Origin of the sequence: Burkholderia ubonensis (assembly GCF_902833085.1) — a bacterium.
Lineage (GTDB): Bacteria > Pseudomonadota > Gammaproteobacteria > Burkholderiales > Burkholderiaceae > Burkholderia > Burkholderia ubonensis.
In genome coordinates this window covers 119,644-146,279 of sequence record NZ_CADFEB010000005.1, presented here as the reverse complement: position 1 = coordinate 146,279, position 26,636 = coordinate 119,644, and the positions used below count along the sequence as shown (strand labels likewise).

23 protein-coding genes and 1 riboswitch are annotated in these 26,636 nt (G+C 70.4%); of the genes, 11 read left to right on the top strand and 12 right to left on the bottom strand.

Going from position 1 to position 26,636, the window contains the following annotated elements; translation table 11 throughout:
* The first annotated feature begins 454 nt into the window (after window positions 1-454).
* Together HWX31_RS15070 and HWX31_RS15065 are read left to right on the top strand one after the other, a co-directional pair.
* Window positions 455-1,663 carry a DUF6402 family protein gene (locus HWX31_RS15070; protein ID WP_174959909.1) on the top strand — a complete coding sequence of 403 codons (1,209 nt, stop codon included), beginning with the start codon at window positions 455-457 and terminating at the stop codon, window positions 1,661-1,663.
* Entirely contained in the window at window positions 1,660-2,175 is a 516-nt protein-coding gene (locus HWX31_RS15065; protein WP_174959907.1) for a hypothetical protein, read from the top strand. The genes HWX31_RS15070 and HWX31_RS15065 overlap by 4 nt, the downstream gene beginning before the upstream one ends.
* A gap of 100 nt (window positions 2,176-2,275) precedes the next feature.
* Here HWX31_RS15065 and HWX31_RS15060 read toward each other — a convergent pair whose 3' ends face one another.
* The 6 genes from HWX31_RS15060 to HWX31_RS15035 all read right to left on the bottom strand — a co-directional run bounded on the left by HWX31_RS15060 (window position 2,276) and on the right by HWX31_RS15035 (window position 8,220).
* Window positions 2,276-2,851: an RBBP9/YdeN family alpha/beta hydrolase gene (locus HWX31_RS15060; protein ID WP_174959905.1), complete on the bottom strand. Its 576-nt coding sequence runs from the start codon at window positions 2,849-2,851 to the stop codon at window positions 2,276-2,278.
* 18 nt (window positions 2,852-2,869) lie between these two features.
* Complete coding sequence (locus HWX31_RS15055) at window positions 2,870-4,198, bottom strand: MFS transporter (RefSeq protein WP_174959903.1); 1,329 nt, start codon at window positions 4,196-4,198, stop codon at window positions 2,870-2,872.
* 157 nt (window positions 4,199-4,355) lie between these two features.
* Complete coding sequence (locus tag HWX31_RS15050; RefSeq protein ID WP_059635605.1) at window positions 4,356-5,411, bottom strand: beta-keto acid cleavage family enzyme; 1,056 nt, start codon at window positions 5,409-5,411, stop codon at window positions 4,356-4,358.
* A 51-nt stretch (window positions 5,412-5,462) separates the two neighbouring features.
* Window positions 5,463-6,311 carry a TauD/TfdA dioxygenase family protein gene (locus HWX31_RS15045; protein WP_174959901.1) on the bottom strand — a complete coding sequence of 283 codons (849 nt, stop codon included), beginning with the start codon at window positions 6,309-6,311 and terminating at the stop codon, window positions 5,463-5,465.
* A gap of 10 nt (window positions 6,312-6,321) precedes the next feature.
* Window positions 6,322-7,302, bottom strand: coding sequence for a quinone oxidoreductase family protein (locus HWX31_RS15040; RefSeq protein ID WP_174959899.1), 981 nt, complete (start codon window positions 7,300-7,302; stop codon window positions 6,322-6,324).
* A gap of 18 nt (window positions 7,303-7,320) precedes the next feature.
* On the bottom strand, window positions 7,321-8,220 hold the full coding sequence (locus HWX31_RS15035; RefSeq protein WP_175933939.1) for a universal stress protein: 900 nt from the start codon (window positions 8,218-8,220) through the stop codon (window positions 7,321-7,323).
* 245 nt (window positions 8,221-8,465) lie between these two features.
* On the opposite strand from HWX31_RS15035, the gene HWX31_RS15030 reads away from it, so the two are divergent.
* The 3 genes from HWX31_RS15030 to HWX31_RS15020 all read left to right on the top strand — a co-directional run bounded on the left by HWX31_RS15030 (window position 8,466) and on the right by HWX31_RS15020 (window position 13,402).
* Window positions 8,466-11,171: a winged helix-turn-helix domain-containing protein gene (locus tag HWX31_RS15030; protein WP_174966151.1), complete on the top strand. Its 2,706-nt coding sequence runs from the start codon at window positions 8,466-8,468 to the stop codon at window positions 11,169-11,171.
* 152 nt (window positions 11,172-11,323) lie between these two features.
* The gene (locus tag HWX31_RS15025) at window positions 11,324-12,448 is read left to right on the top strand and encodes a porin (protein ID WP_174966150.1); all 1,125 of its coding nucleotides are present in this window, start codon (window positions 11,324-11,326) and stop codon (window positions 12,446-12,448) included.
* Window positions 12,449-12,697: 249 nt separating this feature from the next.
* Window positions 12,698-13,402, top strand: a complete 705-nt coding sequence (locus tag HWX31_RS15020; RefSeq protein WP_059654066.1) for a glutathione S-transferase N-terminal domain-containing protein — start codon at window positions 12,698-12,700, stop codon at window positions 13,400-13,402.
* A gap of 102 nt (window positions 13,403-13,504) precedes the next feature.
* Here the strand turns inward: HWX31_RS15020 and HWX31_RS15015 are convergent, their stop codons facing one another.
* The gene (locus tag HWX31_RS15015) at window positions 13,505-14,020 is read right to left on the bottom strand and encodes a MarR family winged helix-turn-helix transcriptional regulator (RefSeq protein ID WP_174966149.1); all 516 of its coding nucleotides are present in this window, start codon (window positions 14,018-14,020) and stop codon (window positions 13,505-13,507) included.
* A 129-nt stretch (window positions 14,021-14,149) separates the two neighbouring features.
* On the opposite strand from HWX31_RS15015, the gene HWX31_RS15010 reads away from it, so the two are divergent.
* Window positions 14,150-15,325 carry an MFS transporter gene (locus HWX31_RS15010; protein WP_175933938.1) on the top strand — a complete coding sequence of 392 codons (1,176 nt, stop codon included), beginning with the start codon at window positions 14,150-14,152 and terminating at the stop codon, window positions 15,323-15,325.
* A 74-nt stretch (window positions 15,326-15,399) separates the two neighbouring features.
* On the opposite strand, the gene cobM is transcribed toward HWX31_RS15010, so the two are convergent.
* From cobM to cbiE, 4 genes are read right to left on the bottom strand one after another with little or no spacing between them, the layout of a single operon-like run.
* Window positions 15,400-16,128, bottom strand: a complete 729-nt coding sequence (gene cobM, locus HWX31_RS15005) for a precorrin-4 C(11)-methyltransferase (protein WP_059617465.1) — start codon at window positions 16,126-16,128, stop codon at window positions 15,400-15,402.
* Window positions 16,129-16,172: 44 nt separating this feature from the next.
* Entirely contained in the window at window positions 16,173-16,904 is a 732-nt protein-coding gene (locus HWX31_RS15000; RefSeq protein ID WP_174966171.1) for a cobalt-precorrin-6A reductase, read from the bottom strand.
* The gene (locus HWX31_RS14995) at window positions 16,901-17,998 is read right to left on the bottom strand and encodes a cobalt-precorrin-5B (C(1))-methyltransferase (RefSeq protein ID WP_174966170.1); all 1,098 of its coding nucleotides are present in this window, start codon (window positions 17,996-17,998) and stop codon (window positions 16,901-16,903) included. Before HWX31_RS14995 ends, HWX31_RS15000 begins: the two co-directional genes overlap by 4 nt.
* The gene (cbiE, locus tag HWX31_RS14990; protein ID WP_174966169.1) at window positions 17,998-19,227 is read right to left on the bottom strand and encodes a precorrin-6y C5,15-methyltransferase (decarboxylating) subunit CbiE; all 1,230 of its coding nucleotides are present in this window, start codon (window positions 19,225-19,227) and stop codon (window positions 17,998-18,000) included. Before cbiE ends, HWX31_RS14995 begins: the two co-directional genes overlap by 1 nt.
* 208 nt (window positions 19,228-19,435) lie before the next feature.
* A riboswitch (cobalamin riboswitch) is annotated at window positions 19,436-19,626 on the top strand.
* A 104-nt stretch (window positions 19,627-19,730) separates the two neighbouring features.
* Between cbiE and cobG the strand changes: the two genes are divergently transcribed.
* The 5 genes from cobG (at window position 19,731) to HWX31_RS14965 (ending at window position 25,751) form a co-directional block, all read left to right on the top strand.
* Window positions 19,731-21,110, top strand: coding sequence for a precorrin-3B synthase (cobG, locus tag HWX31_RS14985; protein WP_279613153.1), 1,380 nt, complete (start codon window positions 19,731-19,733; stop codon window positions 21,108-21,110).
* Window positions 21,103-21,729 (top strand): precorrin-8X methylmutase, encoded by a 627-nt coding sequence (locus HWX31_RS14980; RefSeq protein WP_174965812.1) that lies wholly within the window; start codon window positions 21,103-21,105, stop codon window positions 21,727-21,729. Before cobG ends, HWX31_RS14980 begins: the two co-directional genes overlap by 8 nt.
* Window positions 21,726-22,460: a precorrin-2 C(20)-methyltransferase gene (locus HWX31_RS14975; protein ID WP_174965811.1), complete on the top strand. Its 735-nt coding sequence runs from the start codon at window positions 21,726-21,728 to the stop codon at window positions 22,458-22,460. Before HWX31_RS14980 ends, HWX31_RS14975 begins: the two co-directional genes overlap by 4 nt.
* Window positions 22,457-24,181 carry a precorrin-3B C(17)-methyltransferase gene (cobJ, locus tag HWX31_RS14970; RefSeq protein ID WP_174965810.1) on the top strand — a complete coding sequence of 575 codons (1,725 nt, stop codon included), beginning with the start codon at window positions 22,457-22,459 and terminating at the stop codon, window positions 24,179-24,181. The genes HWX31_RS14975 and cobJ overlap by 4 nt, the downstream gene beginning before the upstream one ends.
* Before the next feature lie 211 nt (window positions 24,182-24,392).
* A complete protein-coding gene (locus HWX31_RS14965; RefSeq protein WP_174965809.1) occupies window positions 24,393-25,751 on the top strand; it encodes a chitinase in 1,359 nt (452 codons plus the stop codon).
* A gap of 141 nt (window positions 25,752-25,892) precedes the next feature.
* Here HWX31_RS14965 and HWX31_RS14960 read toward each other — a convergent pair whose 3' ends face one another.
* On the bottom strand, window positions 25,893-26,636 hold the full coding sequence (locus tag HWX31_RS14960) for an IclR family transcriptional regulator (protein WP_174965808.1): 744 nt from the start codon (window positions 26,634-26,636) through the stop codon (window positions 25,893-25,895).

Sequence of the window (26,636 nt, the reverse complement as noted above, 5' to 3'; positions counted from 1 at the left end):
CTTTCTTTTGGGAAATCATGACTTTGTTATACGATGTCGGTCAACAAAAAAGCTTCGGGGGCGGGATGGGGGTTTCCCTGATCGATTGCCCTATTGTTCGTCGTTATCCGGCGGAAAAGTCTAAGCGCATCACGCAGGTCGGCGAAACCATAGTGTTACGACGTCAGATATTAGAAATCGAGAGATGGAATCGATACGCGCTGGCCATGACGCGAGGTCGCCTGCACAGGACGAGCCGCCGATCCAGCGCTCCCGCTGGGCGGGAGCGTTTTGGCGTAGGCACGCTCCGTAACGGAGAAGCACTAGCGTCGACGAGATGTTTCGTGCACACCAGTGCTGAGATTTTTTGAGGCCATTCAATATCAGACCAGTCCGATTGATCTCACACATGAATGGCAGTAGCGTGTCAATCACTCTCCGATAGCGCAGAGTAATCAGCATATTCAGGACTGTGATGCCACTCAATAACGAAAGAATAAGTTATTACAGAGTTGACAAACTGCTTTGGCGATGGAAACTCCGCGACGGCACTGATGGTTGCAAGATTGTTCCCGATATCGCGTTATCAATGGACATGGCTCCGCCACCATTACCCAAACAGCCGGCACCAAAAACCGTACCGACCAAGCCCGCACCAAAGCCTCCGAAGCCCCATGCGTTTGACAAGATGGTCGATGATATCGAGCGTGTGTCCAATGCAATCTCACGCTTCAAGACCTGGCTGAACACACCGGACCCGCCGAAAGTCCCTAAACCGGCCCCTATTGAAAAAAAGAAGGAAACCGTACCACCATTTGATCTTCAGGAAATTCCCAGTGCAATGCGTAAACTCTGGATGCCGATATCGGCAAAATTGATGGAGCGATGGTTTGCTGGAGCGCTCAACTATTCGCCAACCGATGATGATGAGGCGGCATACATCAATCAGGATGGCATGCCGTACCCGTTGGAAATGTACGACACAACAACGGTCAAGCTCGATTGGGTGTTGAAATATGAGCGAGCAAAAGCACAGTATGACGCCCTTCAAAAAACTGAATACTTGCTTACTCCAAAATCACTAAAATCGATTGGGGAAGCCCTGTTCTCGCTCAGAGCTCCGTATGGAGAAATCGACGCACTCGACCTTTGCAATGGAGACTTGAAGGAACTGCACAAGCGTTTCCAGTTCCAGCGCATAGGAGTGGAAAGCTCACTCAGTCAAAAGATTGGTACGTTCATTGCTCAACGAGCGCGCAATAGCGGAATACCCGATGATTTGACCGGCGCGCTTGGCTCGTTCAATTTTTACGCAGCAATTGGTTATGCGAACTTCAATCAAAACGGCAGCCACGCAGCAATCACATCCATCATCATCTACATTAAAGATAATTACACATTCACCACGGAGGCCGCCCAACCATCGCAGTATCTTGGACATTGGAATCGTAATGGTGTAGTCATTGTGCCCGCATCGATGGCCGCTGTTGTGGCTGGCATTCCATGGGTGGATTATCCTGTTGCGGTTGGCGACACGCGAATTCCAGGAAACGTCTACTACCCGGTCCGGAATAGTTCTTTCCGCGAATGGCGGCAGCGCCATAATCGCGGCGGTGATTTTGTCATTTTTTCTGACCACCGATACATTACGTTACGAGAACCTATTCAACTGCGATTCACATGAACTCGACAATCAATGAAGCCGGCATCGGACTAATGGCAATTGTTCTGATATTAATATTACCCGTCATCGCGCTCGCCTCACTTGTGGAATTGATGCATACGATCTTACCCAATCCAGGCCATTGGAGAGGCACTGTCAAAGAGGTGGCAATAACCTTTATTCGACGCTCAGCCACATTAATTGCTATCGTTGTTCCCCTCGGAATTGCGTGGGGCTACTGGAAGGATGCGCGACTGCGGGCGATTTGCGAGCCGAAAGAGCGAAACAGCGAGCGCTCTCCGGACGGTAGTTACTGGGCTCGATATTGTTATTTTGGAGACACGGTCATTCTCAGACTTTACGACAAAGAAAGAAAGCGCCTCCTTGCTGAGCGAACGTATCGAGACACGTCTGGCATGCCTGTTAACCTCCATTGGGCGAAGGAGACATTGATGTATCCCGAAGGGCAAGACCTAGGCACGATCAACCTGCCACCAACGCTTTACGATCGTTCTATGGCAAGGCTTCCCTAACAAACTCGCGCCGCTACAACCCATGAGAGCGTGCCGACTACCGGTCGCCAGTCGCATCGGGCGGCCGACGCGCCGTCCACGTCCGTCCGGCATCTACGCGTCAATGCGCGCCGCTGGCCTGAACCTCGCCGATCAGCGCAAGCGCCCCCGGCCACTCGCCATACCCCGACGCCGGATTCAGATGCCCGACCTCCCCCAGATCGACGAACCGGCTGCCCCACTCCGCCGCCATTGCCTCGACGCGCTCGAAGCGCGCGAGCGGATCGTTGCGGCTCGCCGCGACGAGGCTCGGAAACGGCAGGCGTTCGCGCGGCGCCGGCAGCCAGCCGTTGTCGCGAATCGCATCAATCGACGGATACGGCGCAGGCATCGGCGTATCGAGATCCGCCGGCGTCGCGAGCACCGCGCCGAGGATCGGGCGCGTCGCCCGCCGCGCCCAATGCACGGCGATCATCACGCCCGCGCTGTGCGCGACGAGGATCACCGGGCCGTCGATCGCCGCCAGCGCCGCGTCGAGCGCCGCAACCCGCGCGGCGCGGCTCAGCTTGTCGTGCTCCAGCGGCGCGACCGACCGCGCATTCGGCAGGCGCCGTTCGAGATGCGTCTGCCAGTGGTCTTCGACGTGATCGCGCAAGCCGGGCACGATCAGGATGGTGGGTAGGTTCGCCAGGGTCATGCAGTCTCCGACAAAGGTTCAGGAACGAGCAGTCACACGCTGCCCGCGTTCGAGACGCGCGAGATCGGCCGCATAACTCGCGCGCCCGATCGCGAACGTCGCCGCCGCCGCGAGCGGCACGACGGGAATCCATTGCAGCGCCGCGCCGAGCCCGACGTGATCGGCGACCCAGCCGGTCAAGAGCGGCCCGGGCGCCATGCCGAGCAGGTTGTTCGCGAGCGTGAGCGTCGCGAACGCCGATGCGTGGATCGCGGCGGGCGTGAGGTTCGCGACCATCGCGCCCGATGCGCCGGACGCCCCCGCGCCGACCAGCATCCCGACGCCGATCAGCGCGAGCTGCAGCGGCCCGGGCGGCAGCCGGAACGCAACCGCGAGGCTGCCGCACGTCAGCAGGCAATAGGCGATCGCGGTCAGCCATTTGCGCGCGCCGTCGGCCTTGCCGAGCCGGTCGGTGATGATCCCGCAGCCGACCATCCCGATGCCCGCGAGCAGCACGAACCCCGCCGCGAGCACGGCGGCCCGGTCGGGCGCCATCGCGTAGTCGCGGTTCAGGTAGCTCGGCAGCCACGCGAACATCGCGCCCGGCACGAACAGATGCAGCCCGCTGCCGACATACGCGCAGATCACCGAGCGCGACGCAAACAGCCCCGTCATCAGCACGCGCAGGCTGCCGCGCATCCCGCGCGGCGCAGCGCCGTCGCGCCGGCATGGCTCCGGCCGATACGCCGCGAGCCGCCGCTCGGTGACGACGCAGCGGTACGCGACGAGCAGCACGAGCCCGAGCGCGGCCATCACGCCGAACGACCAGCGCCAGCCGAGATGCGCGCCGACCAGGCCGCCGAGCGCCATCCCGAACACCGAGCCGAACGCGCCGCCGGCCATGAACGCGCCGGTCAGCGTCGCGCGCAGGTGCGCGGGGAAGATGCTCAGGATCAGCGCGACGCCGACGCTGCCGTACGCGGCCTCGCCGAGCCCGACGAGCCCGCGCGCCGCGAGCATTTCCGCGTAATTGGTCGACAGCGCGCAGCCGAGCGTCGCGAGGCTCCACAGCGCGGCCATCAGCACGATGCTGCGCACGCGGCCGAAGCGGTCGGCGAGCACCGACAGCGGGAACGTCAGCACGCCGACCAGCAGCGCGACGATCCCGCTCAGCGAGCCGAGCTGCGTGTCGGACAGGCCCCACGCGTGTTTCAGCAGCGGAAACACCGCATTGAGCACCTGCCGCGACATGTAGTCGGACAGCAGCAGGCCGACGGTCAGCCCGAACACGAGCCACGCGAACGCGGGCGTGCGGCGGCGGCCCACGCTCAGGTCCTGCATCGACGGCTCGACGTGATGAATCAGCATGGGTGTCTCCTCCGGTGCCGCGCGCACTCGCGCGTCGGCACGATTTGCGCGGCCCCGCTCCGTTTCCCGGAGTCCGCCTTGCGCCGCGCGCAAGGGTGGGCGCCGCGCTACAGCAATCTGCGATCGGCGAGCGCCGGCCGCCCGGCTGCGCGCCGCGTCAGGCCGCGCGCAGCGGCACGTTCACCTGGCCCGGCCGGCGGTTCGGCGCCATCCCGAGCTGCGCGAGCGTCTCGTCGACGCCGTCGTACTGCACGCCGATCCGGTAGATCGCCTTCGCCTCCTTGCCGGTCGCGACGTCGCGCCCCAGCTCGCGCGCGATCCGCACGCACTGCTCGACCTGCTGCACCGACGTCATCCGGTTGCCCTTCTGGTCGATGATCGTGTCCTCGATCCCGCAGCGCGGATGCAGACCCATCGCCATCGCGATCGTGTTGATCGGCAGCACGTTCTTCATCAGCGATTCGAGCGTGATGCATGCGCCGTCCGGGCAGCGCCGCACGAATTCCATGAAGTTGTACGGATTCGGGCCGTCGAAGCCGCCGCCGATGCCGACCCACGTGACGTTCAGCGGACCGCGGTACACGCCGCGGCGGATCATCCGTTCGAGCGTTTCCAGCGCATGCATGCCGGTGAGCTGGAAGTGCGGCTGGATGCCGGCCGCCTGCAGCCGGCGCAGGTGCTCGTCGGCCCAGCCGGGCCCGGCCGGAACGGTCATCTCGCGGTACGCTTCCCAGTATGCGGCCTCGTTCAGCGACGTGCCCGCGATGTCCCGGCGATCCATCAGCTCGGTGATGTTCATCTGCACCGTGTTGATCGCGACCGTCACCTGGTCGGGCTTCGGGCTCAGCTCGGCGAGCATGTGGCGCGTGTCGTCGGACAGCCATTTCGCTTCGGCGCCCTCGCCTTCCGGCGCGAACGAGATCGAGCCGCCGACCTGCAGGATCATGTCGGGCACCGCGTCGCGCAGCCGGCCGAGCAGCTCGTTGAATTTCGACAGCCGCTTGCTGCCCTTGCCGTCCGGCTCGCGCACGTGCAGGTGCAGCACCGTCGCGCCCGCGTCGTAGCAGTCCACCGCCTTCTGCACGTGCTCGTCCATCGTCACCGGAATGTCCTCCGGGAAATCCGCCGGCATCCATTCGGGGCCGTACGGCGCGACCGTGATGACCACCTTGTCCTGGTTCTCCGGGTGCAGCGAATCGTCGAGAAATTGCATGTCGTCCTCCAGATTGAATCGTTGTGCTTGTGTTTCGTGTCGATGCCGTGCTCAGAACGGCATGTCGCCGACGATCCCCGCGCGCTCCATCTTGCGCACGCACGGCGGGTAATCCATCACCGCGTAATGCTGGGTGCTGCGGTTGTCCCAGATCGCGACGCTGTTCTTCGTCCAGCGCCAGCGCACCTGGTATTCGGGGATATACGCCTGGCTGATCAGGTACTGCAGCAGTTGCCCGGCGCCCGGGTTCGCGTCCTGCCCGAAGCGCACGCGCTCCGGCGTGTGGAAGTTCGTGAAGTGCGTCGTGAACGCGTTCACGTACAGGATCTTCTCGCCCGTCTCCGGATGCGTGCGCACGACCGGATGCTCGGCGTCCGGGTACTGCGCCTTCAGTGCGAGCCGCTTGTCGATCGGCATCGCCGCGCCGAAGCTCGCCTCGATGCTGTGGCGCGCGCGCAGCCCGTCGATCTGCCGCTTCATGTGCCCGGGGAGGTTCTCGTACGCGAGCACCATGTTCGCCCACATCGTGTCGCCGCCGACCGGCGGGCACTCGACGCAGCGCAGTACGCAGCCGAATGGCGGCGCCACGCGCCAGCTCGCATCGCTGTGCCACGCGTTCTCGTAGCGGTCGTTCGGCTGGTCGGGCGACTTGTAGATCCGCACGAGGCCCGGATGCTCGGGATCGCTGCCCGCGACCGGGTGGGCCTCGAGCTCGCCGAAGCGCCGCGCGAACGCGACGTGCTCGGCGCGCGTGATGTCCTGGTCACGCAGGAACAGCACGCGGTGCTTCAGCAGCAGTGCGCGGATCTCGGCGAACAGGCCGTCGTCGTGCACGGCGTCGGCGAGGCTCACGCCGGACAGTTCCGCGCCGATCGCGCAAGTGAGTGGTTCGACTCGCATGGCCGGCTCCTCAGACGTCGAATACCGACGAACCCGTGGTCTTGCCCGCTTCCAGGTCGCGATGCGCGCGCACCGCGTCCTCGAGCGCGTAGCGCTGGTTGATCTCGATCCGGATGCGGCCCGCGGCGACGTGGTCGAACAGCTCGCCCGCCAGCGCCGCCTTCTCGGCCGGGTCGGCGATGTAGTCGGCGAGCGCGGGGCGCGTCAGGTACAGCGATCCCTTCATCGCGAGCAGTTGCGGATTGAACGGCGGGATCGGGCCCGACGCGGTGCCCACGCACACCATCAGGCCGCGGCGCTTCAGCGAATCCAGCGACGCGTCGAAGGTGTCCTTGCCGATGCTGTCGAACACGGCGTCGACGCCCTTGCCGTCCGTCAGCTCGCGCACGCGGCCGGCGATGTCTTCCTGCCGGTACAGGATCACGTGATCGCAGCCGTGCGCCCGCGCGACTTCCGCCTTCGCTTCGCTCGACACCGTGCCGATCACGGTCAGCCCCAGCAGCTTCGCCCACTGGGACACGATCAGGCCCACGCCGCCCGCCGCCGCATGAAGCAGAATGCTGTCGCCCGCGTTGAACGCATGGATGCGGCGCAACAGGTAGGCCGACGTGAGGCCGCGCATCGTCATCGCTGCCGCGGTGTCGCAGGCGATCGCGTCGGGCAGCCGGATCAGCGGCGCGGCCGGCACGAGACGCTCGGTGCTGTACGCGCCCAGCGTGTTGATGAAGCCCGTGTAGGTCACGCGATCGCCGACCGCGACGTGGGTCACGCCGTCGCCGACCGCTTCGACCACGCCTGCCGCCTCCACGCCGATGCCGGACGGCAGCGGCACCGGATAAAGCCCGCTGCGGAAATAGGTGTCCGCGAAGTTCAGGCCGACCGCCGCGTGCTTCACGCGCACTTCGCCGGGCCCCGGGTCGCCGACCTCGACGGTCTCCCAGCGCAGCACGTCCGGGCCGCCGGTCTGATGGAATCGCACTGCATGTGCCATGTGTTTCTCCGTGGTGGTTCAGTCGGACGCGCGCCGCGCATCCTCGGGTTCGTCCGCACCCGGCGTCGCGGCTGCGCGCTCGGCCGGGCCCTCATCCAGTTCCGTCCAGTCGGCGTCGCTCAGGTAGCGCCGCGCCGCCGGGAAAATCACGCCTTCCTTGCGCCCCATCTGCTCGAACACGCCGCGTGCGTAGCGGGCGAGCGCCGCGTCGAACGCGGCGTCCGGCTGCGCGTCGCCGGCCATCCGCGCCAGCGCGTCGAGCGCTTGCGCATCGCGGCGCTGCTGGCGCTCGAGTTCGTCCAGCTCGGCTTCGACGCTCTCCGTGCGTGCGCGCAGCGTCGCGAACAGCCGCGCTTCCGCGCCCGCGCCGAAATGCTGCGCCTGCAGGCCGGCGAGATCCGCGAGCACGCGGCGGCACGCGGCGGCATCCGGCCCCGGTTCGCCCGCGTGCGCCGCATGCCGCAGCAACGCATGCAGCAGCGCGGCCACCACGCGATGCGCGTCGAGACAGCGGGCGATCACGCGCGCCGCGGCCGGCGGGTGCGAAGCCGCGCACACGAGCACCGGCACGCCGCTTGCCGCGAACAGGCGCCGCCGCTGCGCGCCTGCGTCGGCGGGCGCGCCGTGCGGCAGCGCCGCGACGCAGATCAGGTCGCAGCCGAGCACGCGGGCCAGGTCCGGCAGCGGCGTGCCGCCGGCGGGCGCGATCGCATACGACACGCCCTGCGCCCGCGCGGCCGCTTCCACTTTCGCACCGTGCTCCGGCATCCGCGCTCCGGGTAAATACGCGTCCGGCGGCGTGCCGGACAACACGAACGTGACCCGCGCGCTCACGGCCCGCGCGAGCTCCAGCGCATGGCCGACCGCGTCGATGCCGCCGGGCGCGCCGTCGACCGTCACGAGCAGATGGCGATACATCACGCGGCTCCGCTTATCCGGCGAGCGACGCGCTGGCGGGCGTGCCGGTCGATGCAGTCGTCATGGGCGCTCTCCTCGTCGCATTCGTGATTCATCGGCACCCATGCTATCGGCGCGGGATCGTTGCGGCCCCACTCGTGACGGGGGGGATTGACGCCCGCACGGTGTTCGGCCGATCCTTCCCCCACGTTCCATACCGGACGCCGGCCTGCAAGGCACCGCCGGGATTCCGACCTGCTCCCCCGATGGCCCACCCACCCGATCGCGCCGACACCGCCCCCACCGAGCTGGTGCTGAAGACCACCGCGCCGCGCGTGCCGGCGCAGCTGCTCGCCCGCGCACGGCTGAGCCTGGCCGCGCCCGGCTTCGACGAACGCCCGATCACGCTCGTGCAGGCGCCGGCCGGCTACGGCAAGACGTCGCTGCTCGCGCAATGGCGCCGCGAATGCCTGGCGCTCGGCCGCGCGGTCATCTGGCTGTCGGCCGACGAGCGCGACGACGCGCCGCGGCTGCTGCAGGGGCTCGTGCAGGCCGTGCGGACCGGGTGCGCCAGGCCCGGCTTCGGCCGCCTGATCGCGCGCGGCGCGCCCGATGCGGCGCGCGCGCTGGAAGGGATGACCGCGTGGCTCGCCGAAGTCGCGCAACTGTCGATCGACGCGCTGCTGATCGTCGACGATGCGGAGCGGCTGCCCGCCGCCGGCCTCGACGCGCTGACCTACGTGCTGCACAACGCACCGCCGAACCTGCGCGTCGTCGTCGCCGCGCGGCGCGGGCTCGACCACGCGGCGGCCGACCTGCTCGCCGGCGGCCAATGCCTGCTGGTCGGCGCCGACTGGCTGCGCTTCACGCTCGACGAGACGATCGCGCTCGTCGGCGCGCGCTTCGCGCAGCGCGTCGATGCCGATGCGTGCGCGCGGCTGTTCGAGCGCGTCGACGGCTGGCCGCTCGGGCTGCAGCTCGCGATGGCCGCGACGGCGCGCGCGGCCGATCCGCGCCAGGCCGTCGATGCGCTCGCCGCGCGCGCGGGCGGCACCCGCGATAGGCTCGTCGAATTGCTGCTCGCGAACCTGTCCGTCGACGACACCGCGTTCCTCACGCAGGTGAGCATCGTCGACCGGCTGCATCCGTCGCTGTGCGGCGCGCTGCTCGACGACGCCGGCGCGGCCGCGCGCCTTGCGCGCCTCGCGCGCGACACGCCGCTCTTCATCACGTCGGACGATTCCGACTGGTGCCGGCTGCATCCGCTCGTGCGCGACGCGCTGCGCGACCGCCTCGCGGCCGGCCCCGACGCCGCGCGCGGCGTGCTGCACGCGCGCGCGGCCGGCTGGCTCGACGCGCACGGGATGACGGACGAAGCAGCCCGCCACGCGTATGCGGCCGGCCAGTTCGAGCTCGCCTATGCGCTCGCGCAGCGTTGCCTGGAGGACGCGATCAAGGAAGGCCGCATCGACGACGTGCTCGACTGGCTCGCGCGCCTGCCCGACGCGGAGCTCGACAAGCGCCCGGCGCTGCGGATCGCGGTCGCGTGGGCGCTCGCGCTCGGCGAGCGGCACGTCGAGGCGCGCCGCCAGATCGCGGGCATCCTCGCCGCGCCCGACACGCCGCCCGCGATGCGTTACGAATGCGCGCTGATCCTGAGCGCGGCCGCGTATTACGCGGACGAGATCGACCGCTTCGTCGAGCTGTTCGAACCGTGGGCCGACTTCGCGCCGCCGCCCGCGACCTGGCTCGCGCAGATGCACGCGAACCGGCTGTCGGCGCGCGCGATCATCCTCGGCGAGCCGGCACAGGCGCGCCGCTTCCAGCAAGCCGCGCCGAGAAGCGAGACGGCGGCCGGTTTCGGCTACGTCGCGCGCTGGGGCGAGCTGATCACGGGCTTCAGCTACTTGTGCGAGGGGCAGCGGCAGCTCGCGGACGACGTGCTGTCGCCTGCGCTGGCCCGCGCGGAAGCCGATCTCGGCCGCCGCCATCCGCTGACCTGCATGTTCGCCGCGCTGTGCGCGGCGCTCGCGTACGAGGCCGATCGCGTCGACCAGGCGGCCGCGCTGCTCGCGAACCGGCTCGACGTGCTCGAGCACGCGGGCATCCCCGACACGGTGCTGCTCGGCTATTGCACCGCGGCGCGCATCGCGATGCTGCGCGGCCTCGAGCACCGCGCGATCGACCTGCTCGAAGCACTGGACGCGATGGGCGTCGCGCGGCGGCTGCCGCGCCTGTCGGTCGCGAGCCTCGCCGAGCAGGTGCGGATCCATGCGGCGCGCTACCGCGAGGCGACCTGCCACGCGCTGGTCGAGCGGATCGATGCGATCGCCGCCGCCGAGTTCCCGGCCCACGGGCCGCTGTGGCGGCGCCCCGTCGTGCTGCTGCAGGCGACCGCGCATGCCGGCGCGGCGCTGGCCGCGCGCCGCTGGGAGGACGCGTGCGCGGCGCTCGACGAGGCGGCGGCGCTCGCCCGCGAAATGAACGTCGGCCGCGCGCGCATCGAGATCATGGCGCTCGGCGCGTTCGCGCTCGAGCAGTCGGGCCAGGGCGGCCGCGCGCGGCTCGTCGAGGCGATGAACCTCGCGGACGTGTTCGGCCTCACGCGCACGCTCGCCGACGCGCATCCGGCCGTCGCGGACTGGGCGCGCCGGGTCGGCGACGAGGCGGGCGCGAGCCCGATGGGCCAGGCCCGCCATGCGCTGCCGCAGCCGCGCGTCGTGCCGCCCGCGCCACGCAGCGCGGCCGGGCCGCGCGCGGTGCCGAGCGTCGTGCTGACGCCGAAGGAGCGCGCGATCCTCGAACTGCTCGCGCGCAACCTGTCGAACAAGGAAATCGCGGTCGCGCTCGCCGTCGGCGAGGAAACCGTGAAATGGCACCTGAAGAACCTGTTCGGCAAGCTCGACGCCAGCTCGCGCAAGCACGCGGTGCGCCGCGCGCTGGTGCTCGGCCTGCTTGAAAACGCGCCGTAGCGCGCCGCAGCAGCACACCTTCGTCCCGTCGATTCTCCGCAACCCTGCCCCCCGCGCGTGGGGGGGAGCGGCCGCGCGTCGTTGCGTAGTCTTTGAGCATCACCCGGGCAGGCTCGATCCCGCCCGGGAACAACACGATCCCGGAGACTCGGATGAAGACGAAACTGGCCGCGCTCGCCGCGCTTGCCGCCTGGTCGGCGCTCGCGCACGCGCAATCCTCCGTCACGCTGTACGGCGTGATCGACACCGGCATGCTGTACCAGAGCACGTCCGCCTCGTCGTTCAGCCCGAGCGCGCCGAACACCGGCAAGGTGTTCCGGATGAAGGACGGCGGAATCTATTCGAGCTTCTGGGGGATCAAGGGCAGCGAGGACATCGGCGGCGGCTACAAGGTCAACTTCAAGCTGCAGGGCTCGTTCGACAGCGGCACCGGCCGGTTCCAGCTGAGCGACACGCCGGGCGCGGTCGCGATGTTCAACCAGATCGCGTCGGTCGGCGTGTCGGGCCCGTTCGGCAGCTTCACGGCGGGCCGCCAGATCGTGCCGATGATCTACGCGATGGCCGACACCGACGTGCGCAACGCGCAGTTCTTCGGCAGCATCCTGACCGCGTGGCTCGGCATCAATACCGCGGCGGGCTGGCCCGGCACGAGCACCAACGGCGCGATCGGCGCGCTGTACGACAGCAATGCGCTCGTCTACCAGTCGCCGACGTTCGGCGGCGTGTCGGTCGCGCTCGAATATGCGCCGGGCGGCGTCGCCGGGCAATTTCAGGGCGGCACGCGCGAGTCAGTCGTGCTCAAGTATTCGAACTACGGATTGAATGCCGCGGCGGTCTACTACAACGGTCACGACGCGAATCCGGCGCCCGGCTCGACCCCGACCGGCGTGAACAACAACCGGTTCGTGTACGTCGGCGCGAAATACACGATTCACGATTTCTCGGTGTCCGCGTCGTACGCGAACGGCAAGAATCCCGCGCACGCGGACCGGGCGAATTTCGACATGATGTCGGCGGGCGTCGGCTATCGCTTCACGCCCGCGCTGCAGGTCACGTCGGCCGTGTACTACCTGAAGGACCGCAATCGGTCGGCGAACAAGTCGACGTCGGTCGTGCTCGCGGCCGACTACAGCCTGTCGAAGCGCACGATGGTCTACGCGCAGGTCGGGCATGTGAACAACCGCGGCACGATGAACCAGATGCTCGTGTACGGGCAGCCGGTCGCGCCGGGTGTCGGAACCACCGCTGCGATGATCGGGTTGCGGCATAGCTTTTGAGGGGGGCGCCTAGCCGGGGGCGCCTAGCTCGGGGCGCGCCTGGCCGGTAGCACCCGGCGGCAAGCTTTCCGCAAGCCAGCCGGAGCACCGACTGCACCGATTCGTCGAATCGGCTACAGTGGGCGCTTTGGCGCGGCCGGCCGCGCCCGCTCTCGCGTGAGCCTGCCGTTCCCGAATCCACGAACGGCCCGCCCACGCGCGGCGGCGCTGCGGGCCGTGGATGATTCACCCCGACGAGCGAACCCCTCCATGTCCGATTTGTCCGCCTTCCCGATCACGCAAAAGTGGCCGGCCCAGCATCCCGACCGCCTCCAGCTCTACTCGCTGCCGACGCCGAACGGCGTCAAGGTGTCGATCATGCTCGAGGAAACCGGCCTGCCGTACGAGCCGCATCTCGTGCGCTTCGACACGGACGACCAGCTCTCGCCCGCGTTCCTGTCGCTGAACCCGAACAACAAGATCCCGGCGATCATCGATCCGAACGGCCCGGACGGCAAGCCGCTGCCGCTGTTCGAATCCGGCGCGATCCTGATCTATCTGGCCGACAAGACCGGCCAGCTGATCCCGAAGGATCTGGCGGGCCGCTACGAGACGATCCAGTGGGTGATGTTCCAGATGGGCGGCATCGGCCCGATGTTCGGCCAGGTCGGCTTCTTCCACAAGTTCGCCGGCCGCGACTACGAGGACAAGCGCCCGCGCGACCGCTACGTCGCCGAATCGAAGCGGCTGCTCGCCGTGCTCGATGCGCGCCTCGCCGAGCGCAAGTGGGTGATGGGCGACGCGTACACGATCGCCGACATCGCGATCTTCCCGTGGGTGCGCAACCTGATCGGCTTCTATGAGGCAGGCGACCTCGTCGGCTTCAGCGAATTCCGCCACGTCGCGCGCGCGCTCGACGCGTTCGTCGCCCGCCCGGCCGTCGCACGCGGGCTCAACATCCCGGCGCGCGGCTGATCCGCGCGGCCGGCCGCGCATCCGTCGCGCCGGCAACCTGACCGCCCGCCGCCTCGCGCGGCGGGCCGATGCGGCCGATCGACGCCCGGCCGCTCGGCGGGACTAACCTGCCCCGCCGTCCCCGTTTCCCAACCCCGCCAGCAGCTTGCCGAGCAGCCGCGCGAGCTGCGCCTGCTCCGACGCCGACAGCGCGTCCAGGATCGCGCGCTGGTTCTCGACGTGCGCGACGACGGCCTCGTCGATCAGCGCGCGGCCGGCCTCCGTCAGCGCGACGAGCGTGCCGCGCCCGTCGGCCGGATTCGGGCGGCGCTCGACCCAGCCCGCCTTCTGCAGCCGGTCGATGCGCGCCGTCATCCCGCCCGACGACATCATCAGCGCGTCGTACAGCGCCGTCGGCGTCAGCGCGAACGGCGCGCCGCTGCGACGCAGCGTCGCCAGCACGTCGAATTCGCCGGGCTGCATCCCGTAGCGCGCAAACAGCGGATTGAGACGGTCCCGCCCGATCGCGAGCGCCGCTTCCTGCAGCCTGCCCATCACGAGCATCGACGACGCGTCGAGATCCGGGCGTTCGTCGCGCCATTGCGCGACCGCGTGCGCGGCTCGATCCCTTCGTTCCATTAACCCTCCTCCGCCAACAAGTTATCTTGACGTCGAGATAAATCAGCATTTATCTTGACGTCAAGATAATTTACCTGAAAAACGCGCGGCGTCCGCCTCGACGCCGCGCACGTCACCGAGGGCCACACGATGAATCGCTTCACTTCCCCCGGATGGCGGCTCGCCGCCATCGTCCTCGTCGGGCTGAACCTGCGCCCGGCGCTCGCCGCGGTCGGCCCGCTGCTCGACATGATCCAGCGCACGACCGGCATCGACGACAGCACCGCCAGCCTGCTGACGACGATCCCGATCGTGCTGATGGGCCTCGGCGCGCTGTGCGCGCGCCGCCTGCAGCGCTCGCCCGGAATCGCCGCCGGCGTCGGGATCGGCATCGTGCTGATCGGCCTCGCGTGTGCGGCGCGCGTCGGCGCGCAGCATGCGTGGCTGCTGCTTGCGAGCGCGTGCTGCGCGGGCATCGGCATTGCGATGGTGCAGGCGCTGCTGCCCGGTTTCGTGAAGGCGAACTTCGCGACGCGCATCGGCGGCGTGATGGGCGTCTACTCGACGTCGATCATGGGCGGCGCGGTGCTCGCGAGCGTCGCGGCGCCGCTTGCCGCCGCGCGCTGGGGCTGGCTCGCGGCGCTCGCCTGCTGGACGCTGCCGGCCGTCGTCGCGGCGGCGGTGTGGCCGTTCGCGAGCCGCGACGGCGCGCCGATCTCCGCCGCCGCATCGCCGGTGCTCGCGCGGCCGTCGCGCTCGCCGCGCGCATGGCGGCTCGCGCTGTTCTTCGGGATCGCGACCGGCGCGTACACGCTCGTGCTCGCGTGGCTGCCGCCGTTCTACATGCGGCTCGGCTGGTCGCCCACGGCGGCCGGCGGGCTGCTCGGCGGCGTGACGCTCGCGGAAGTCGTGGCCGGGCTGGCGGTGTCCGCCACGATCGACCGCATGCCCGATCGCCGGGCGGCGCTGTTCGCGGCGATCGCGGCGCTGTTCGTCGGGCTGGTGCTGATGCTCGCGTCGCCGGAGGGGTTCGCGCTGCCCGTCGCGCTGCTGATGGGCGCGGGCATCGGCGCGCTGTTCCCGCTGTCGCTGATCGTCACGGTCGACCATGCGGCGACGCCGGCCGATGCCGCGTCGCTGACCGGTTTCGTGCAGGGCATCGGCTACCTGATCGCGGGGCTGTTCCCGTTCGCGGCCGGCATCGTGCGCCAGCATCTCGCGGACCTGACGCCGGCGTGGATCGCGATGGCGTGCCTGTGCGTCGTGCTGTGCGCGCTGGCGTCCGGCTTCGCGCCGCACGTTGCGCGGCGCGTCGCGCGCGCGTGAGCGCAGGCGCGGAATCGGCTGCCCGCGCAACCCAGCCGCCGCCGATCAGCAGCGGGTAGCAACGGCAAGCGCCGTCAGTCCGCGCTCGCGTACAGCGTCGAATCGGCGAACCCTTGCGCATCGAGCACGCGGCCGATCAGGATCAGCGCGGTGCGTTCGATGCGCGTGCCCTGCACTTTCGCGACGATATCCGCGAGCGTGCCCGTCACGCGCGCCTCGTCCGGCCAGCTCGCGCGGTAGATCACCGCGACCGGGCAATCCGGTCCGTAGTGCGGCAGCACCTCGTCGACGATGCGCGCGAGATGCCGCACGCCGAGGTGGATCGCGAGCGTCGCGCGGTGCGCGGCCAGCGAGCCGAGCGACTCGCCTTCGGGCATCGTCGTCTTGCCCGCGAAGCGCGTGAGGATCACCGTCTGCGCGATGCCGGGCAGCGTCAGCTCGCAGCCGAGCGTCGCCGCGCACGCGGCGGCGGCCGTCACGCCCGGCACGATTTCATACGGAATCCCGAGCGCCTTCAGCCGGCGGATCTGCTCGCCGATCGCGCCGTACAGCGACGGGTCGCCCGAGTGCACGCGCGCGACGTCCTGCCCTTTCGCATGGGCGCCGGCGAGCAGCGCGACGATCGCGTCGAGGTCGAGCTCCGCCGTGTTGACGACCTGCTCCGCGCGATGCCCGTCGAGCACCGCCGCGGGCACGAGCGACCCCGCATACAGGATCACCGGGCACGTGCGCACGAGGCGCTGGCCCTTCACCGTGATCAGCTCCGGGTCGCCGGGACCCGCGCCGATGAAATACACCGTCATCGATAACACTCCGTCAGTTCATGGGGACGACCCGCCGTCCGGCGTCACGCGCGCGCGGCCGGATCGAGCGCGTCGAGCAGCGCGGTGGCCGAGTCGAACGCGCGGTCCGCGTCGGGCAGCGGCGGCCGGCGCAGCATCACGACCGGCAGCCGGCGTTCGCGCGCGACGTCGAGCTTCGCTTCGGTCGCCGCGCCTCCGCTGTTCTTGCTGACGACGACGTCGATGCCCGCGAGCGCGAACAGCGCGCGCTCGCCGTCGAGCGTAAACGGCCCGCGCGCGGCGACGATCTGCGCGCGCGCGTTGCCCGGATGCGGATCGAGACAGCGCACGAGCCAGAACTGGTGGACCGGAATCGCGTCGAGATGCGCGAGCGGCTCGCGGCCGAGCGTGAACAGCGGCCGGCGAAACGGCGCCAGCGCGGCCTCGATGCCGGCCCAGTCGTCGACCATCCGCCAGTCGTCGCCCGGCTGCGGCTGCCATGGCGCGCGGCGCAGCGCCCAGAGCGGCACACCCGCGTCGCGCGCGGCGGCGGCCGCGTTCGCGCTGATCCGCGCGGCATAGGGATGGGTCGCGTCGATCACGAGGCCGATGCCGGCTTCGCGCAGGTACGCGGCCAGCCCCTGCGCGCCGCCGAAGCCGCCGACCCGCACCTCGCACGCGAGATCGCCGGGCACCTTGCCGAGCCCCGCGAGGCTGTACACGTGGCGCGGGCCGAGCGCGCGCGCGATCTTCAACGCGTCGCCGGTGCCGCCGAGCAGCAAAATGCGCGGGCTCATCGCGCGCACCCGACGAAACGGCCCTGCCGGTCGATCGCGAACATCTCGAGCGCGACCGACGCGGGCACGATGTCGCGCGCGACGGCGAGCGCGTGCGCGCAGACGATGTCGCCGAGCGGCACGCCGTCCGCCTGCGCGAGCTTCAGCGCTTCCTGGCTCGTGTTCGCGGCCAGCATCGCGGCCTGCAGCGCGTCGCTCGCGCCCGCTTGCGCGGCCCATTGCGCGAGCAGCGGCAGGTCGATGCTCGAATGGCGGCTGTGCAGGTCGAGATGGCCGGCCGCCAGCTTGCTGAGCTTGCCGAAGCCGCCGCACATCGACAGCCGCGCAACCGGCGCGCGCCGCAGATGCTTCAGCACCGCGCCCGCGAAATCACCCATCTCGATCAGCGCCATGTCCGGCAGATGGTAGTGCGCGCGCATCGCGTCCTCGCTCGCGTTGCCGGTGCACGCGGCGATGTGCGCGACGCCGTTCGCGCGCGCGACGTCGATGCCCTGATGGATCGACGCGATGTACGCGGAGCACGAGAACGGCCGCACGATCCCGGTCGTGCCGAGGATCGACAGCCCGCCGACGATGCCGAGGCGCGGGTTCATCGTCTTCAGCGCCAGCGCCTCGCCGCCCTCGACGCCGATCGTCACGTCGAAGCCGCCCGCATGGCCGTGTTCGGCTGCGAGCGCATTCAGGTGCGTGGTCATCATCTGGCGCGGCACGGGATTGATCGCCGGCTCGCCGACCGGCAGCGTGAGCCCCGCGCGCGTGACCGTGCCGACGCCCGGCCCCGCATGGAAGCGCACGCCGGGCGCCGCCGCGAGCGCGACGCGCGCGAATACGAGTGCGCCGTGCGTGACGTCCGGATCGTCGCCGGCGTCCTTGATCGTGCCGGCCTCCGCACCGCCGTTCCCGTCGCTGATTAGTCGGCAGAATTCGAGGCGCATCACGACGCGCTGCCCCTTCGGCAGCACGATCTCGACCGCGTCGCCCGCGTCGCCGGTCAGCAGCAGCCGCGCGGCGGCCAGCGACGTCGCGGTCGCGCAGCTGCCGGTCGTGTAGCCGAAGCGCAGCGGCGCGGGTTGCTCGGGGGTTTCGTCGCGCATCACGCCGCCGCCGTTGCGTGCATCTCCGCCGGCTTGCACACGTCGTACAGCGTGACGGGCAACGGCTGCCGCCAGGTGTCGAAGCGGCCGAGCGGCTCCGCGTGCGCGAGTGCCACGCGCGTGAGCGTGCCGCCGTGCGCGTCGCGCCACGCGGCCAGCGCGATCTCGCCCTGCAGCGTCACCGCGTTCGCGACGAGCCGGCCGCCCGGCTTCAGCGCCGACCAGCAGGCGTCGAGCACGCCCGGCACGGTCGCGCCGCCGCCGATGAAGATCGCGTCGGGCGCGGCGAGCCCCGCGAGCGCATCGGGCGCGCGCCCCGCGACGAGCTGCAGGCCCGGCACGCCGAGCGCGTCGCGATTGTGTTCGATGTAGCGCTGCCGCTCCGCGTGCGATTCGATCGCGATCGCCCGGCACGACGGGTGCGCGCGCATCCATTCGATGCCGATCGACCCGCAGCCCGCGCCGACGTCCCACAGCAGTTCGTCCGGCGCGGGCGCGAGCCGCGCGAGCGTCAGTGCGCGCATGTCGCGCTTGGTGAGCTGCCCGTCGTGGCGGTACGCGTCGTCCGGCAGGCCGGGCGTCAGCGCGCGGCGCGGTGCGTCGGGCGCCGCGCGGCAGTCGAGCGCGACGAGATTCAGCGCCGCGGTCTCGCTGATCGCCCAGTCGTGCGCGAGCGCGTCGATGCGCCGCTCGAGCGGGCCGCCGAGATGTTCGAACACGCTGATGCGGGTCGGCCCGAAGCCGCGCGCGGTCAGCTCGGCCGCGACGACGGCGGGCGTGCGGCCGTCCGCGCTCAGCACGAACAGGCGCCGCCCCGGCAGCAGATGGCCGGCGAGCGCCGCGAGCGGCCGGCCGACCAGCGACACCGCGCCGACGTCCTGCAGCGCCCAGCCGAGACGGGCCGCGGCCAGCGACAGCGACGACGGCGCGGGCAGCACGCGCCATTCGCCGGGCGCAAGCTGGCGTGCGAGCGTCGCGCCGACGCCGAACAGCATCGGATCGCCGCTCGCGAGCACGCAGACGGGCGACCCGCGACGCGCGAGCACGCCCGCGAGATCGAACGGCGACGGCCATGCCTCGCGCGCGGCCGCGATCCGCGCGGGCAGCATGTCGAGGTGCCGCGGCGCGCCGACCACGAGCGTCGCGTCGAGCAATGCGCGGCGCGCGGCGCGCCCGAGCCCCGTGTAACCGTCGTCGCCGATGCCCACCACCGTCAGCCACGCCGTCATGCACCCTTCCCCATCGTTCGTCGTTCCGCTCAGTTGCGTTGCGTTGCACGGCGCTCCGCCGCCGCGCGCCGATCCGCCTTGCCCAATCCCAGTCTGTCACGGCGCCATCGTACCATTCGGGCGACTGCCCGCTTCCCGGCCGAAAGCCGCGCCAGTCCCGCCTTCCGGCACTCGTTCGCGCCGGCGGCGCCCGAAAAATCGGGTATCCTACGCCCGTTCGTTCGCCGGCGCCCCTCGGGGCCCAAGAGGGAACACAGGGCGCATGCCGCGCCGCTGTGGCTGCCCCCGCAACTGTAGGCAGCGAGCCCGCCTCCATCTCGCGCCACTGGCTTGTCCGGGAAGGCCTGGAGCGGGCGTCGACCTGTCAGCCAGGAGACCTGCCGGCTTGAAAGTGCGTGCGTGCCAGCCGGCATCGGGCGGGGTGTACCGATGCGTTGGCCGCGGCGCGACACTGCGTCGGTGCCCCGTTGAATTCCGTCCCCGTTCCGTCTGCTTCACCCGTCGTGCGTCCATCGGCCTGCCCGGGGCTCGTGCGCGTCGTCCCTGCCGCCGACGGCGGCCTGTGCCGGATCAAGCTGCCGGGCGGCCGCCTCGACGCGCGGCAGGCGCGCGCGATCGCCGCCGTCGCCCGCGCGCACGGCTCGGGCGTGATCGAAGCGACCAATCGCGCGAACCTGCAATTGCGCGGCATCCGCGACGGCGAAGCGGCCGCGCTCACCGCCGCGCTGCTCGGCGCCGGCCTCGGCCCGCTCGTCGACGCCGACGGCGACGCCGCCGCACTGGCCGCCAGCGACGACGTCCGCAATCTGATGCTGAGCCCGCTCGCGGGACGCGACCCGGCCGCGCTCATCGACAGTGCGGCGCTCGCCGCGCCGATCTTCGGCATGCTCGCGCGCGAGCCGCGCCGGTTCGAGCTGTCGCCGAAATTCTCGATCCAGCTCGACGGCGGCGAGGCCGTCGCGGCGCTCGATCATCCGCACGACATCTGGCTGTCCGCGTGGCGGCGCGGCGACGGCGCCGTGCGCGTCGCGGCCGGGCTGGCCGGCTGTCCGCCCGTCGCCGCCGACGATGCCCCTGCGTGCGCCGACGTCGCGCCCGGCGACGCCGTTGCGCTCGTGCGCGCCCTGATGCTCGCGTTCCTCGATCTCGCGCCGGCCGACACGACGCGCATGCGCGCGCTGCTCGCGACGCACGGCGAACGCGCGCTGCTCGAACGCGCGCAGGCGTATCTGCCGTTTCCGCTTGCCGCCGATCCCGCGCTCGCCGCATGGCGGCGCGCGCCGTCGGCGCCCGCGCTGCGCTTCGGCGCGCAGGCGTCGCGCGACGCCGCGCGCTGCAGCGTCGGCGCGCAATTCGCGCTCGGCCGTCTCGACGCCGAAAGCCTCGACCAGTTGGCGGCGCTCGCGGACACCCATGGCGACGGCACGCTGTCGATGACGCCGTGGCAAGGCGTGTTCGTCCACGGCGTCGCCGCCGGTGACGCGCCCGCGCTGCGCGACGCGCTCGCCGCGCTCGGCCTCGTGTGCGAGCCGACGCATCCGCTCGCGCAGCTCGTCGCGTGCGCGGGCAGCACCGGCTGCGCGAAAGCGCGCGCCGACACGAAGCACGACGCGCTCGCGCTCGCCGCGCGCATCGGCCATGCGCGCGGCGTGCACCTCGCGCACCTCGTGCACCTGACCGGCTGCGAGCGCCACTGCGCGCTGCCGCACCCGGCGGAGCACACGCTCGTCGCGGTCGCGCCGGCGCGCTACGACCTTTACCGGCGCGACGATGCAGCAGGCGCAGCAGGCCTCGGCGCCCCGCTCGCGCGCCACTTGACGATCGACCAGGCCGCGGCCCGACTGGGCAACCCGCGGCAATGCCAGGACACCACCGATGCTTGACTACATACGCGACGGGCAGGAAATCTACCGCCAGTCGTTTGCGACGATCCGCGCCGAGGCCGACTTGTCGCGCATCCCGGCCGACCTCGAGAAACTCGCGGTACGCGTGATCCACGCGTGCGGGATGGTCGACGTCGTCGACGATCTGCGCTTCTCCGCCGGTGCGGGCGCGGCGGGCCGCGCGGCGCTGGCCGCCGGCGCGCCGATCCTCTGCGACGCCAAGATGGTCGCGGAAGGCATCACGCGCGCACGGCTGCCGGCCGGCAATCGCGTGCTCTGCACGCTCGGCGAGCCGGAGGTGCCCGACCTCGCGCGGCAGCTCGGCAACACGCGCTCGGCCGCGGCGCTCGAACTGTGGCGAGCGCACCTCGCGGGCAGCGTCGTCGTGATCGGCAATGCGCCGACCGCGCTGTTCCACCTGCTCGACATGCTCGACGCGGGCGCGCCGCGCCCCGCGCTGATTCTCGGCTTCCCGGTCGGCTTCATCGGCGCGGCCGAATCGAAGGCGCTGCTCGCCGCCGACAGCCGCGGCGTGCCGTACGTCGCGCTGCTCGGCCGGCGCGGCGGCAGCGCGATGGCGGCCGCCGCGGTCAACGCGCTCGCGACGGAGGTCGAATGACGGCCGCGCGCGGACGCCTGTTCGGCCTCGGCGTCGGCCCGGGCGACCCCGAACTGATGACGCTGAAGGCGGTGCGCCTGCTGCAGGCCGCGCCGGTGGTCGCGTATTTCGTCGCGAAGGGCAAGAAAGGCAATGCGTTCGGCATCGTCGAAGCGCATCTGCGCGACGCGCAGGTGCAGTTGCCGCTCGTCTATCCGGTGACGACCGAAGCGCTGCCGCCGCCGCTCTGCTACGAAACCGTGATCGCCGACTTCTACGACACGGCCGCCGACGTCGTCGCCGCGCATCTCGACGCGGGCCGCGACGTCGCGGTGATCTGCGAAGGCGATCCGTTCTTCTACGGCTCGTACATGTATCTGCACGACCGCCTCGCGCCGCGCTACGACACCGAAGTCGTGCCCGGCGTGTGCTCGATGCTCGGCGGCACGGCCGTGCTCGGCCAGCCGCTCGTGTATCGCAACCAGAGCCTGTCGGTGCTGTCCGGCGTGCTGCCGGAGGACGAGCTGCGCGCGCGGCTCGCGCAGGCCGACGCGGCCGTGATCATGAAGCTCGGGCGCAACTTCGACAAGGTGCGGCGCGTGCTCGACGAACTCGGCCTCGCGAAACGCGCGCTGTACGTCGAGCGCGCGACCATGGCGAACCAGCGCATCGTGCCGCTCGACGCGGTCGATCCGATGGCGTCGCCGTATTTTTCGCTGCTCGTCGTGCCGGGGGAAAGATGGCAAGGATGACGACCCCGCCCGCGATCGTGGTGCTCGGCGCCGGCGCGCTCGACACCGCGCGGCGCATCCAGGCGCGCTATCCGGGCGCGCAGGTGCACGGCCTCGCGTCGCGCGTCGCCGCCGACGTGCCGTTCGACGAGCTCGGCGCGCATCTGCGCGAGCTGTATGCGCGCGGCCTGCCGATCGTCGCGCTGTGCGCGGCCGGCATCGTGATCCGCTGCATCGCGCCCGCGCTCGCCGACAAGGGCGTCGAGCCGCCTGTGCTGGCGGTCGCGGAAGACGGCTCGGCCGTCGTGCCGCTGCTCGGCGGCCTGACCGGCGTGAACCTGATCGCGCGCGAGCTGGCCGACTGGCTCGGCGTCGCGCCCGCGATCACGACGAGCGGCGAGCTGCGCTTCGGCGCATGCGTGCTCAATCCGCCCGACGGCTACGCGCTCGCGGATCTCGCGCAAGGCAAGCGCTTCGTGTCCGACCTGCTCGCGGGCGCGCCGACGCGCATCGACGGCGCCGCGCCGTGGCTCGACGACGTCGCGCTGCCGCGCGACGACGCGGCCGCGCATGCGATCCGCGTCACGCCGCTTGCATGGCGCGGCGCGCGCGACGAGCTCGTGATCCATCCGCGCAGCGTGGTGATCGGCATCGGTGCGCGCCTCCCGTCATCGGCCAGCGACGACGCCCCGCTCGATGCGCGCATCGGCGCGTTGCTCGACGCACAGGGTCTCGCGTCGCAAGCGCTGGCTGCGCTCGTCGCGCCGGCGGCGATGATCGGCGACGCGGCGCTCGAAGCGGCTGCCGATGCGCTGGGCGCGCCGCTGCGCTTCGTCGATGCCGACGTCGATGCCGATCCCGATGCGGTGGCGTCCGACGTGCTCGAACGCGCACTGCGCGTGCCGCACACGCGGCAGGCCCCGCTCGACGGGCTGGCCTGCGCGGTCGCCGCGCAGCCGGTCGATCCGGCGACGCTCGGCCGCGCGCGCGGCCGCCTCACCGTGCTCGGCCTCGGGCCCGGGGCCGCCGCATGGCTGACGCCCGCCGCGCGCGCGGCGCTGGCCGACGCGACCGACATCCTCGGCTACACGACCTACGTGAACATGGCCGGGCCGTTCCGCGCGGACCAGCGCGTGCACGGCACCGACAACCGCGAGGAAATGCAGCGCGCGCGCCACGCGTTCGAGCTGGCGGCCGAGGGCCGGCGCGTCACGGTCGTGTCGTCGGGCGACCCGGGCGTGTTCGCGATGGCCGCGGCCGTGCTCGAAGCGCTCGACGACGCGCGCGATCCGCGCTGGGCCGCGGTCGACCTGCGCGTCGAGCCCGGCGTGTCGGCGTCGCTCGCGACCGCCGCGCAGGCCGGCGCGCCGCTCGGTCACGACTTCTGCGTGATCTCGCTGTCGGACAACCTGAAGCCGTGGGACGTGATCGAGACGCGCCTCGCGCACGCGGCCGAGGCCGATCTCGTGATGGCGTTCTACAACCCGATCTCGCGCGCGCGGCCGTGGCAGCTCGATCGCGCGCTCGACGTGGTGCGCGCGCATCGCGCGCCGGACACCGTCGTCGTGCTCGGCCGCGACATCGGCCGGCCCGGCGCGACGCTCGTCAATACGACGCTCGGCGCGTTGCGCGCCGAGCAGGTCGACATGCGCACGATGGTGATCGTCGGCTCGTCCACCACGCGGCGCTTTTCCGTCAACAATGGACGGGATTGGGTCTACACGCCGCGCTGGTATCGCTGAATGCGCGCCGGGCCGCGCGCCCGGCGCCGTATCGAATGCACGCAATCATTTCGCACCGCGATTCAAACCAAATAAAAACGTAATCGAGGATTCCCGATTGATCTGCAATCCTCCAAGATGAGCACGCCGCCGTCCGGGTCCAACCCATGCCCGGTCCGATTACGGCGGTGATACGCAAACCAGCGTAGCGCTCATCACCATGGAGAACACAATGCAAAACAGCGTGTTGTCGCATCTCATCCCGCGCGCGATCGCCGCGGGCTGTCTGCTCGCCGGCGCGAGCGTGTCGCAGGCGGCGGGCGCCTTTGCGCCCTATGTCGACGTGACGCTCTACCCGACGCCGCTCGTGGATCGCATCGGCGTTCAGCAAGGCATCCAGCAATTCACGCTCGCGTTCGTCGTCGCGGGCAACGGCTGCACGCCGTCGTGGGGCGGCGTACAGGCCATCGGCAACGGCGCGACCGGCGACCTGCTCACGTCGATCGGCACCGCCGTCACGAACTATCGCGCGAAAGGCGGCGAAGTCGCCGTGTCGTTCGGCGGCGCGAACGGCACGCCGCTGATGCAGGCGTGCACGAGCGTCCCCGCGCTGAAGACCGCGCTCCAGACCGTGATCGACACGTACAGCCTCACGCACGTCGACTTCGACATCGAGGGCTCGTCGCAGCTGGATTCGGCGGCCGTCGCCCGCAACTTCCAGGCGGTCGCGCAGCTGCAGGCCGACTATGCGGCGAAGGGCAAGCCGCTGCACGTCACGCTGACGCTGCCGGCGATGCCGACCGGGCTCATCCAGGACGGCCTGAACGTCCTGAACGCGGCGATCGCGAGCAAGGTCGACCTCGACGCGGTGAACGTGATGACGATGGACTACGGTCCCGCCGGCATCGACATGGGCGCGGCCGCGATCAGCGCGGCGCAGGGGCTCTACTCGCAGCTCGACACCGCATACAAGTCCGCCGGCCGGCCGTTGAGCAGCTCGCAGCTGTGGCAGATGGTGGGCGTCACGCCGATGATCGGCGTGAACGACACGCAGGGCGAGACGTTCACGCTCGACAACGCGCAAAGCGTGCTGAACGCGGGCATCAACAACGGCTACGGCTTCATCAGCTACTGGTCGGCGACCCGCGACAAGCAGTGCGACAGCAACAGCGGCTATGCATCGCCGATCTGCTCGGGCGTCACGCAGCAGCCGTACGCGTTCGCGTCGATCTTCAAGAAGCTCGACGCCAAGTGGGGCACCGGCGTCACGCAGGACCCGAACTACGGCGGCGGCTCGGACGGCGGCGGCACGCCGCAGCCGGGCGCGCCGTGGTCCGCGAGCCAGGTGTACACGGCGGGCGCGACGGTCACGTACCAGGGCGTCACCTACCAGGCGCAATGGTGGACCAAGGGCGACATCCCCGGCCAGTCGTCGGTGTGGAAGGCCGTGAACGGCGGCACGCCCGCCTGGTCGGCGACCACCGCCTATCAGGCCGGCGCGTGCGTGATGTACCAGGGCGCGAAGTACTGCGCGAAATGGTGGACCCAGGGCGATACGCCGAGCGCGGGCGGCGTGTGGGTGAAGTCGTGACGGCGCGCATGCGGGCCGTCAGCGCGGGCCGCTAATGGCGCTCCTGTGATGCAAGCCGGGCGCGTCGGCGACAGTCCTCGCCGGCGCGGCCCGGCCGCAAGCGAGCGCGGCTCGACGGCCCTGCCCGCTCACTGTGAACGTTCAGCCGCGCGCGTGCTCGGCGAGCACGCGCGCCTTCTCGTCGACGAGCGCGGCGACGTGCGCGTCGTGATGCTGGCGAATCCGTTCCGTCGGCCCGACGATCGACAGCCCGTACCAGTCGCCGTCGATCGGCAGCGCGACCGCGACCGCCGACAGTTCCGGCGCACTCTCGCCGAAATTGTCGGCCCAGCCTTGCGCACGACACCGCGCGGCCTGCTCGATCAGCGCGGGCAGATTCGTCACCGTCGCGTCGGTGAAGCGCTCGAACGACAGCACCGCGCCGAGCGCCTGCTGCGCGTCGGGCGGCAACTCCGCGAAGATCGCCTTGCCGATCGAGTTCGCATGCAGCGGACGCAGTTCGCCCGGCTGGCGCGTATAGCGGATCGCCTGCTCCGATTCGACGACGTCCAGATACGTGACCGACGCCCCGTGGATCTTGCCGAGCACCGCGGTTTCGCGGCTCGCGTCGCGCAGCGCGACGAGGTGCGGATGCACCATGTCGACCACGGGGTCGGTCGCGTCGATCGCGGCGGCGATCGTCTGCAGGCGGCGCGTCGGATAGTAGCCGCCGCGCTTGCGCACTTCGTACAGGTAGCCGCGGCTGACGAGCGTGCGCGTCATCGCGAGGCAGCTCGACGCCGGCACGTTGAGCAGGCGCGCGAGTTCGGTGAGCGGCAGCGGCCGCCGTTCGGCGGCGAACAGCTCGAACAGGTCGAGCGTCCGAGCGACAAGTTTGACGTCCAT

Bases quoted from the DNA above. Each gene is read 5' to 3' on its own strand.
- HWX31_RS15070 (WP_174959909.1), top strand. From the start codon at position 455: ATGCCACTCAATAACGAAAGAATAAGTTATTACAGAGTTGACAAACTG.
- HWX31_RS15065 (WP_174959907.1), top strand. From the start codon at position 1,660: ATGAACTCGACAATCAATGAAGCCGGCATCGGACTAATGGCAATTGTT.
- HWX31_RS15060 (WP_174959905.1), bottom strand. From the start codon at position 2,851: ATGACCCTGGCGAACCTACCCACCATCCTGATCGTGCCCGGCTTGCGC.
- HWX31_RS15055 (WP_174959903.1), bottom strand. From the start codon at position 4,198: ATGCTGATTCATCACGTCGAGCCGTCGATGCAGGACCTGAGCGTGGGC.
- HWX31_RS15050 (WP_059635605.1), bottom strand. From the start codon at position 5,411: ATGCAATTTCTCGACGATTCGCTGCACCCGGAGAACCAGGACAAGGTG.
- HWX31_RS15045 (WP_174959901.1), bottom strand. From the start codon at position 6,311: ATGCGAGTCGAACCACTCACTTGCGCGATCGGCGCGGAACTGTCCGGC.
- HWX31_RS15040 (WP_174959899.1), bottom strand. From the start codon at position 7,302: ATGGCACATGCAGTGCGATTCCATCAGACCGGCGGCCCGGACGTGCTG.
- HWX31_RS15035 (WP_175933939.1), bottom strand. From the start codon at position 8,220: ATGTATCGCCATCTGCTCGTGACGGTCGACGGCGCGCCCGGCGGCATC.
- HWX31_RS15030 (WP_174966151.1), top strand. From the start codon at position 8,466: ATGGCCCACCCACCCGATCGCGCCGACACCGCCCCCACCGAGCTGGTG.
- HWX31_RS15025 (WP_174966150.1), top strand. From the start codon at position 11,324: ATGAAGACGAAACTGGCCGCGCTCGCCGCGCTTGCCGCCTGGTCGGCG.
- HWX31_RS15020 (WP_059654066.1), top strand. From the start codon at position 12,698: ATGTCCGATTTGTCCGCCTTCCCGATCACGCAAAAGTGGCCGGCCCAG.
- HWX31_RS15015 (WP_174966149.1), bottom strand. From the start codon at position 14,020: ATGGAACGAAGGGATCGAGCCGCGCACGCGGTCGCGCAATGGCGCGAC.
- HWX31_RS15010 (WP_175933938.1), top strand. From the start codon at position 14,150: ATGAATCGCTTCACTTCCCCCGGATGGCGGCTCGCCGCCATCGTCCTC.
- cobM (WP_059617465.1), bottom strand. From the start codon at position 16,128: ATGACGGTGTATTTCATCGGCGCGGGTCCCGGCGACCCGGAGCTGATC.
- HWX31_RS15000 (WP_174966171.1), bottom strand. From the start codon at position 16,904: ATGAGCCCGCGCATTTTGCTGCTCGGCGGCACCGGCGACGCGTTGAAG.
- HWX31_RS14995 (WP_174966170.1), bottom strand. From the start codon at position 17,998: ATGCGCGACGAAACCCCCGAGCAACCCGCGCCGCTGCGCTTCGGCTAC.
- cbiE (WP_174966169.1), bottom strand. From the start codon at position 19,227: ATGACGGCGTGGCTGACGGTGGTGGGCATCGGCGACGACGGTTACACG.
- HWX31_RS14980 (WP_174965812.1), top strand. From the start codon at position 21,103: ATGCTTGACTACATACGCGACGGGCAGGAAATCTACCGCCAGTCGTTT.
- HWX31_RS14975 (WP_174965811.1), top strand. From the start codon at position 21,726: ATGACGGCCGCGCGCGGACGCCTGTTCGGCCTCGGCGTCGGCCCGGGC.
- cobJ (WP_174965810.1), top strand. From the start codon at position 22,457: ATGACGACCCCGCCCGCGATCGTGGTGCTCGGCGCCGGCGCGCTCGAC.
- HWX31_RS14965 (WP_174965809.1), top strand. From the start codon at position 24,393: ATGCAAAACAGCGTGTTGTCGCATCTCATCCCGCGCGCGATCGCCGCG.
- HWX31_RS14960 (WP_174965808.1), bottom strand. From the start codon at position 26,636: ATGGACGTCAAACTTGTCGCTCGGACGCTCGACCTGTTCGAGCTGTTC.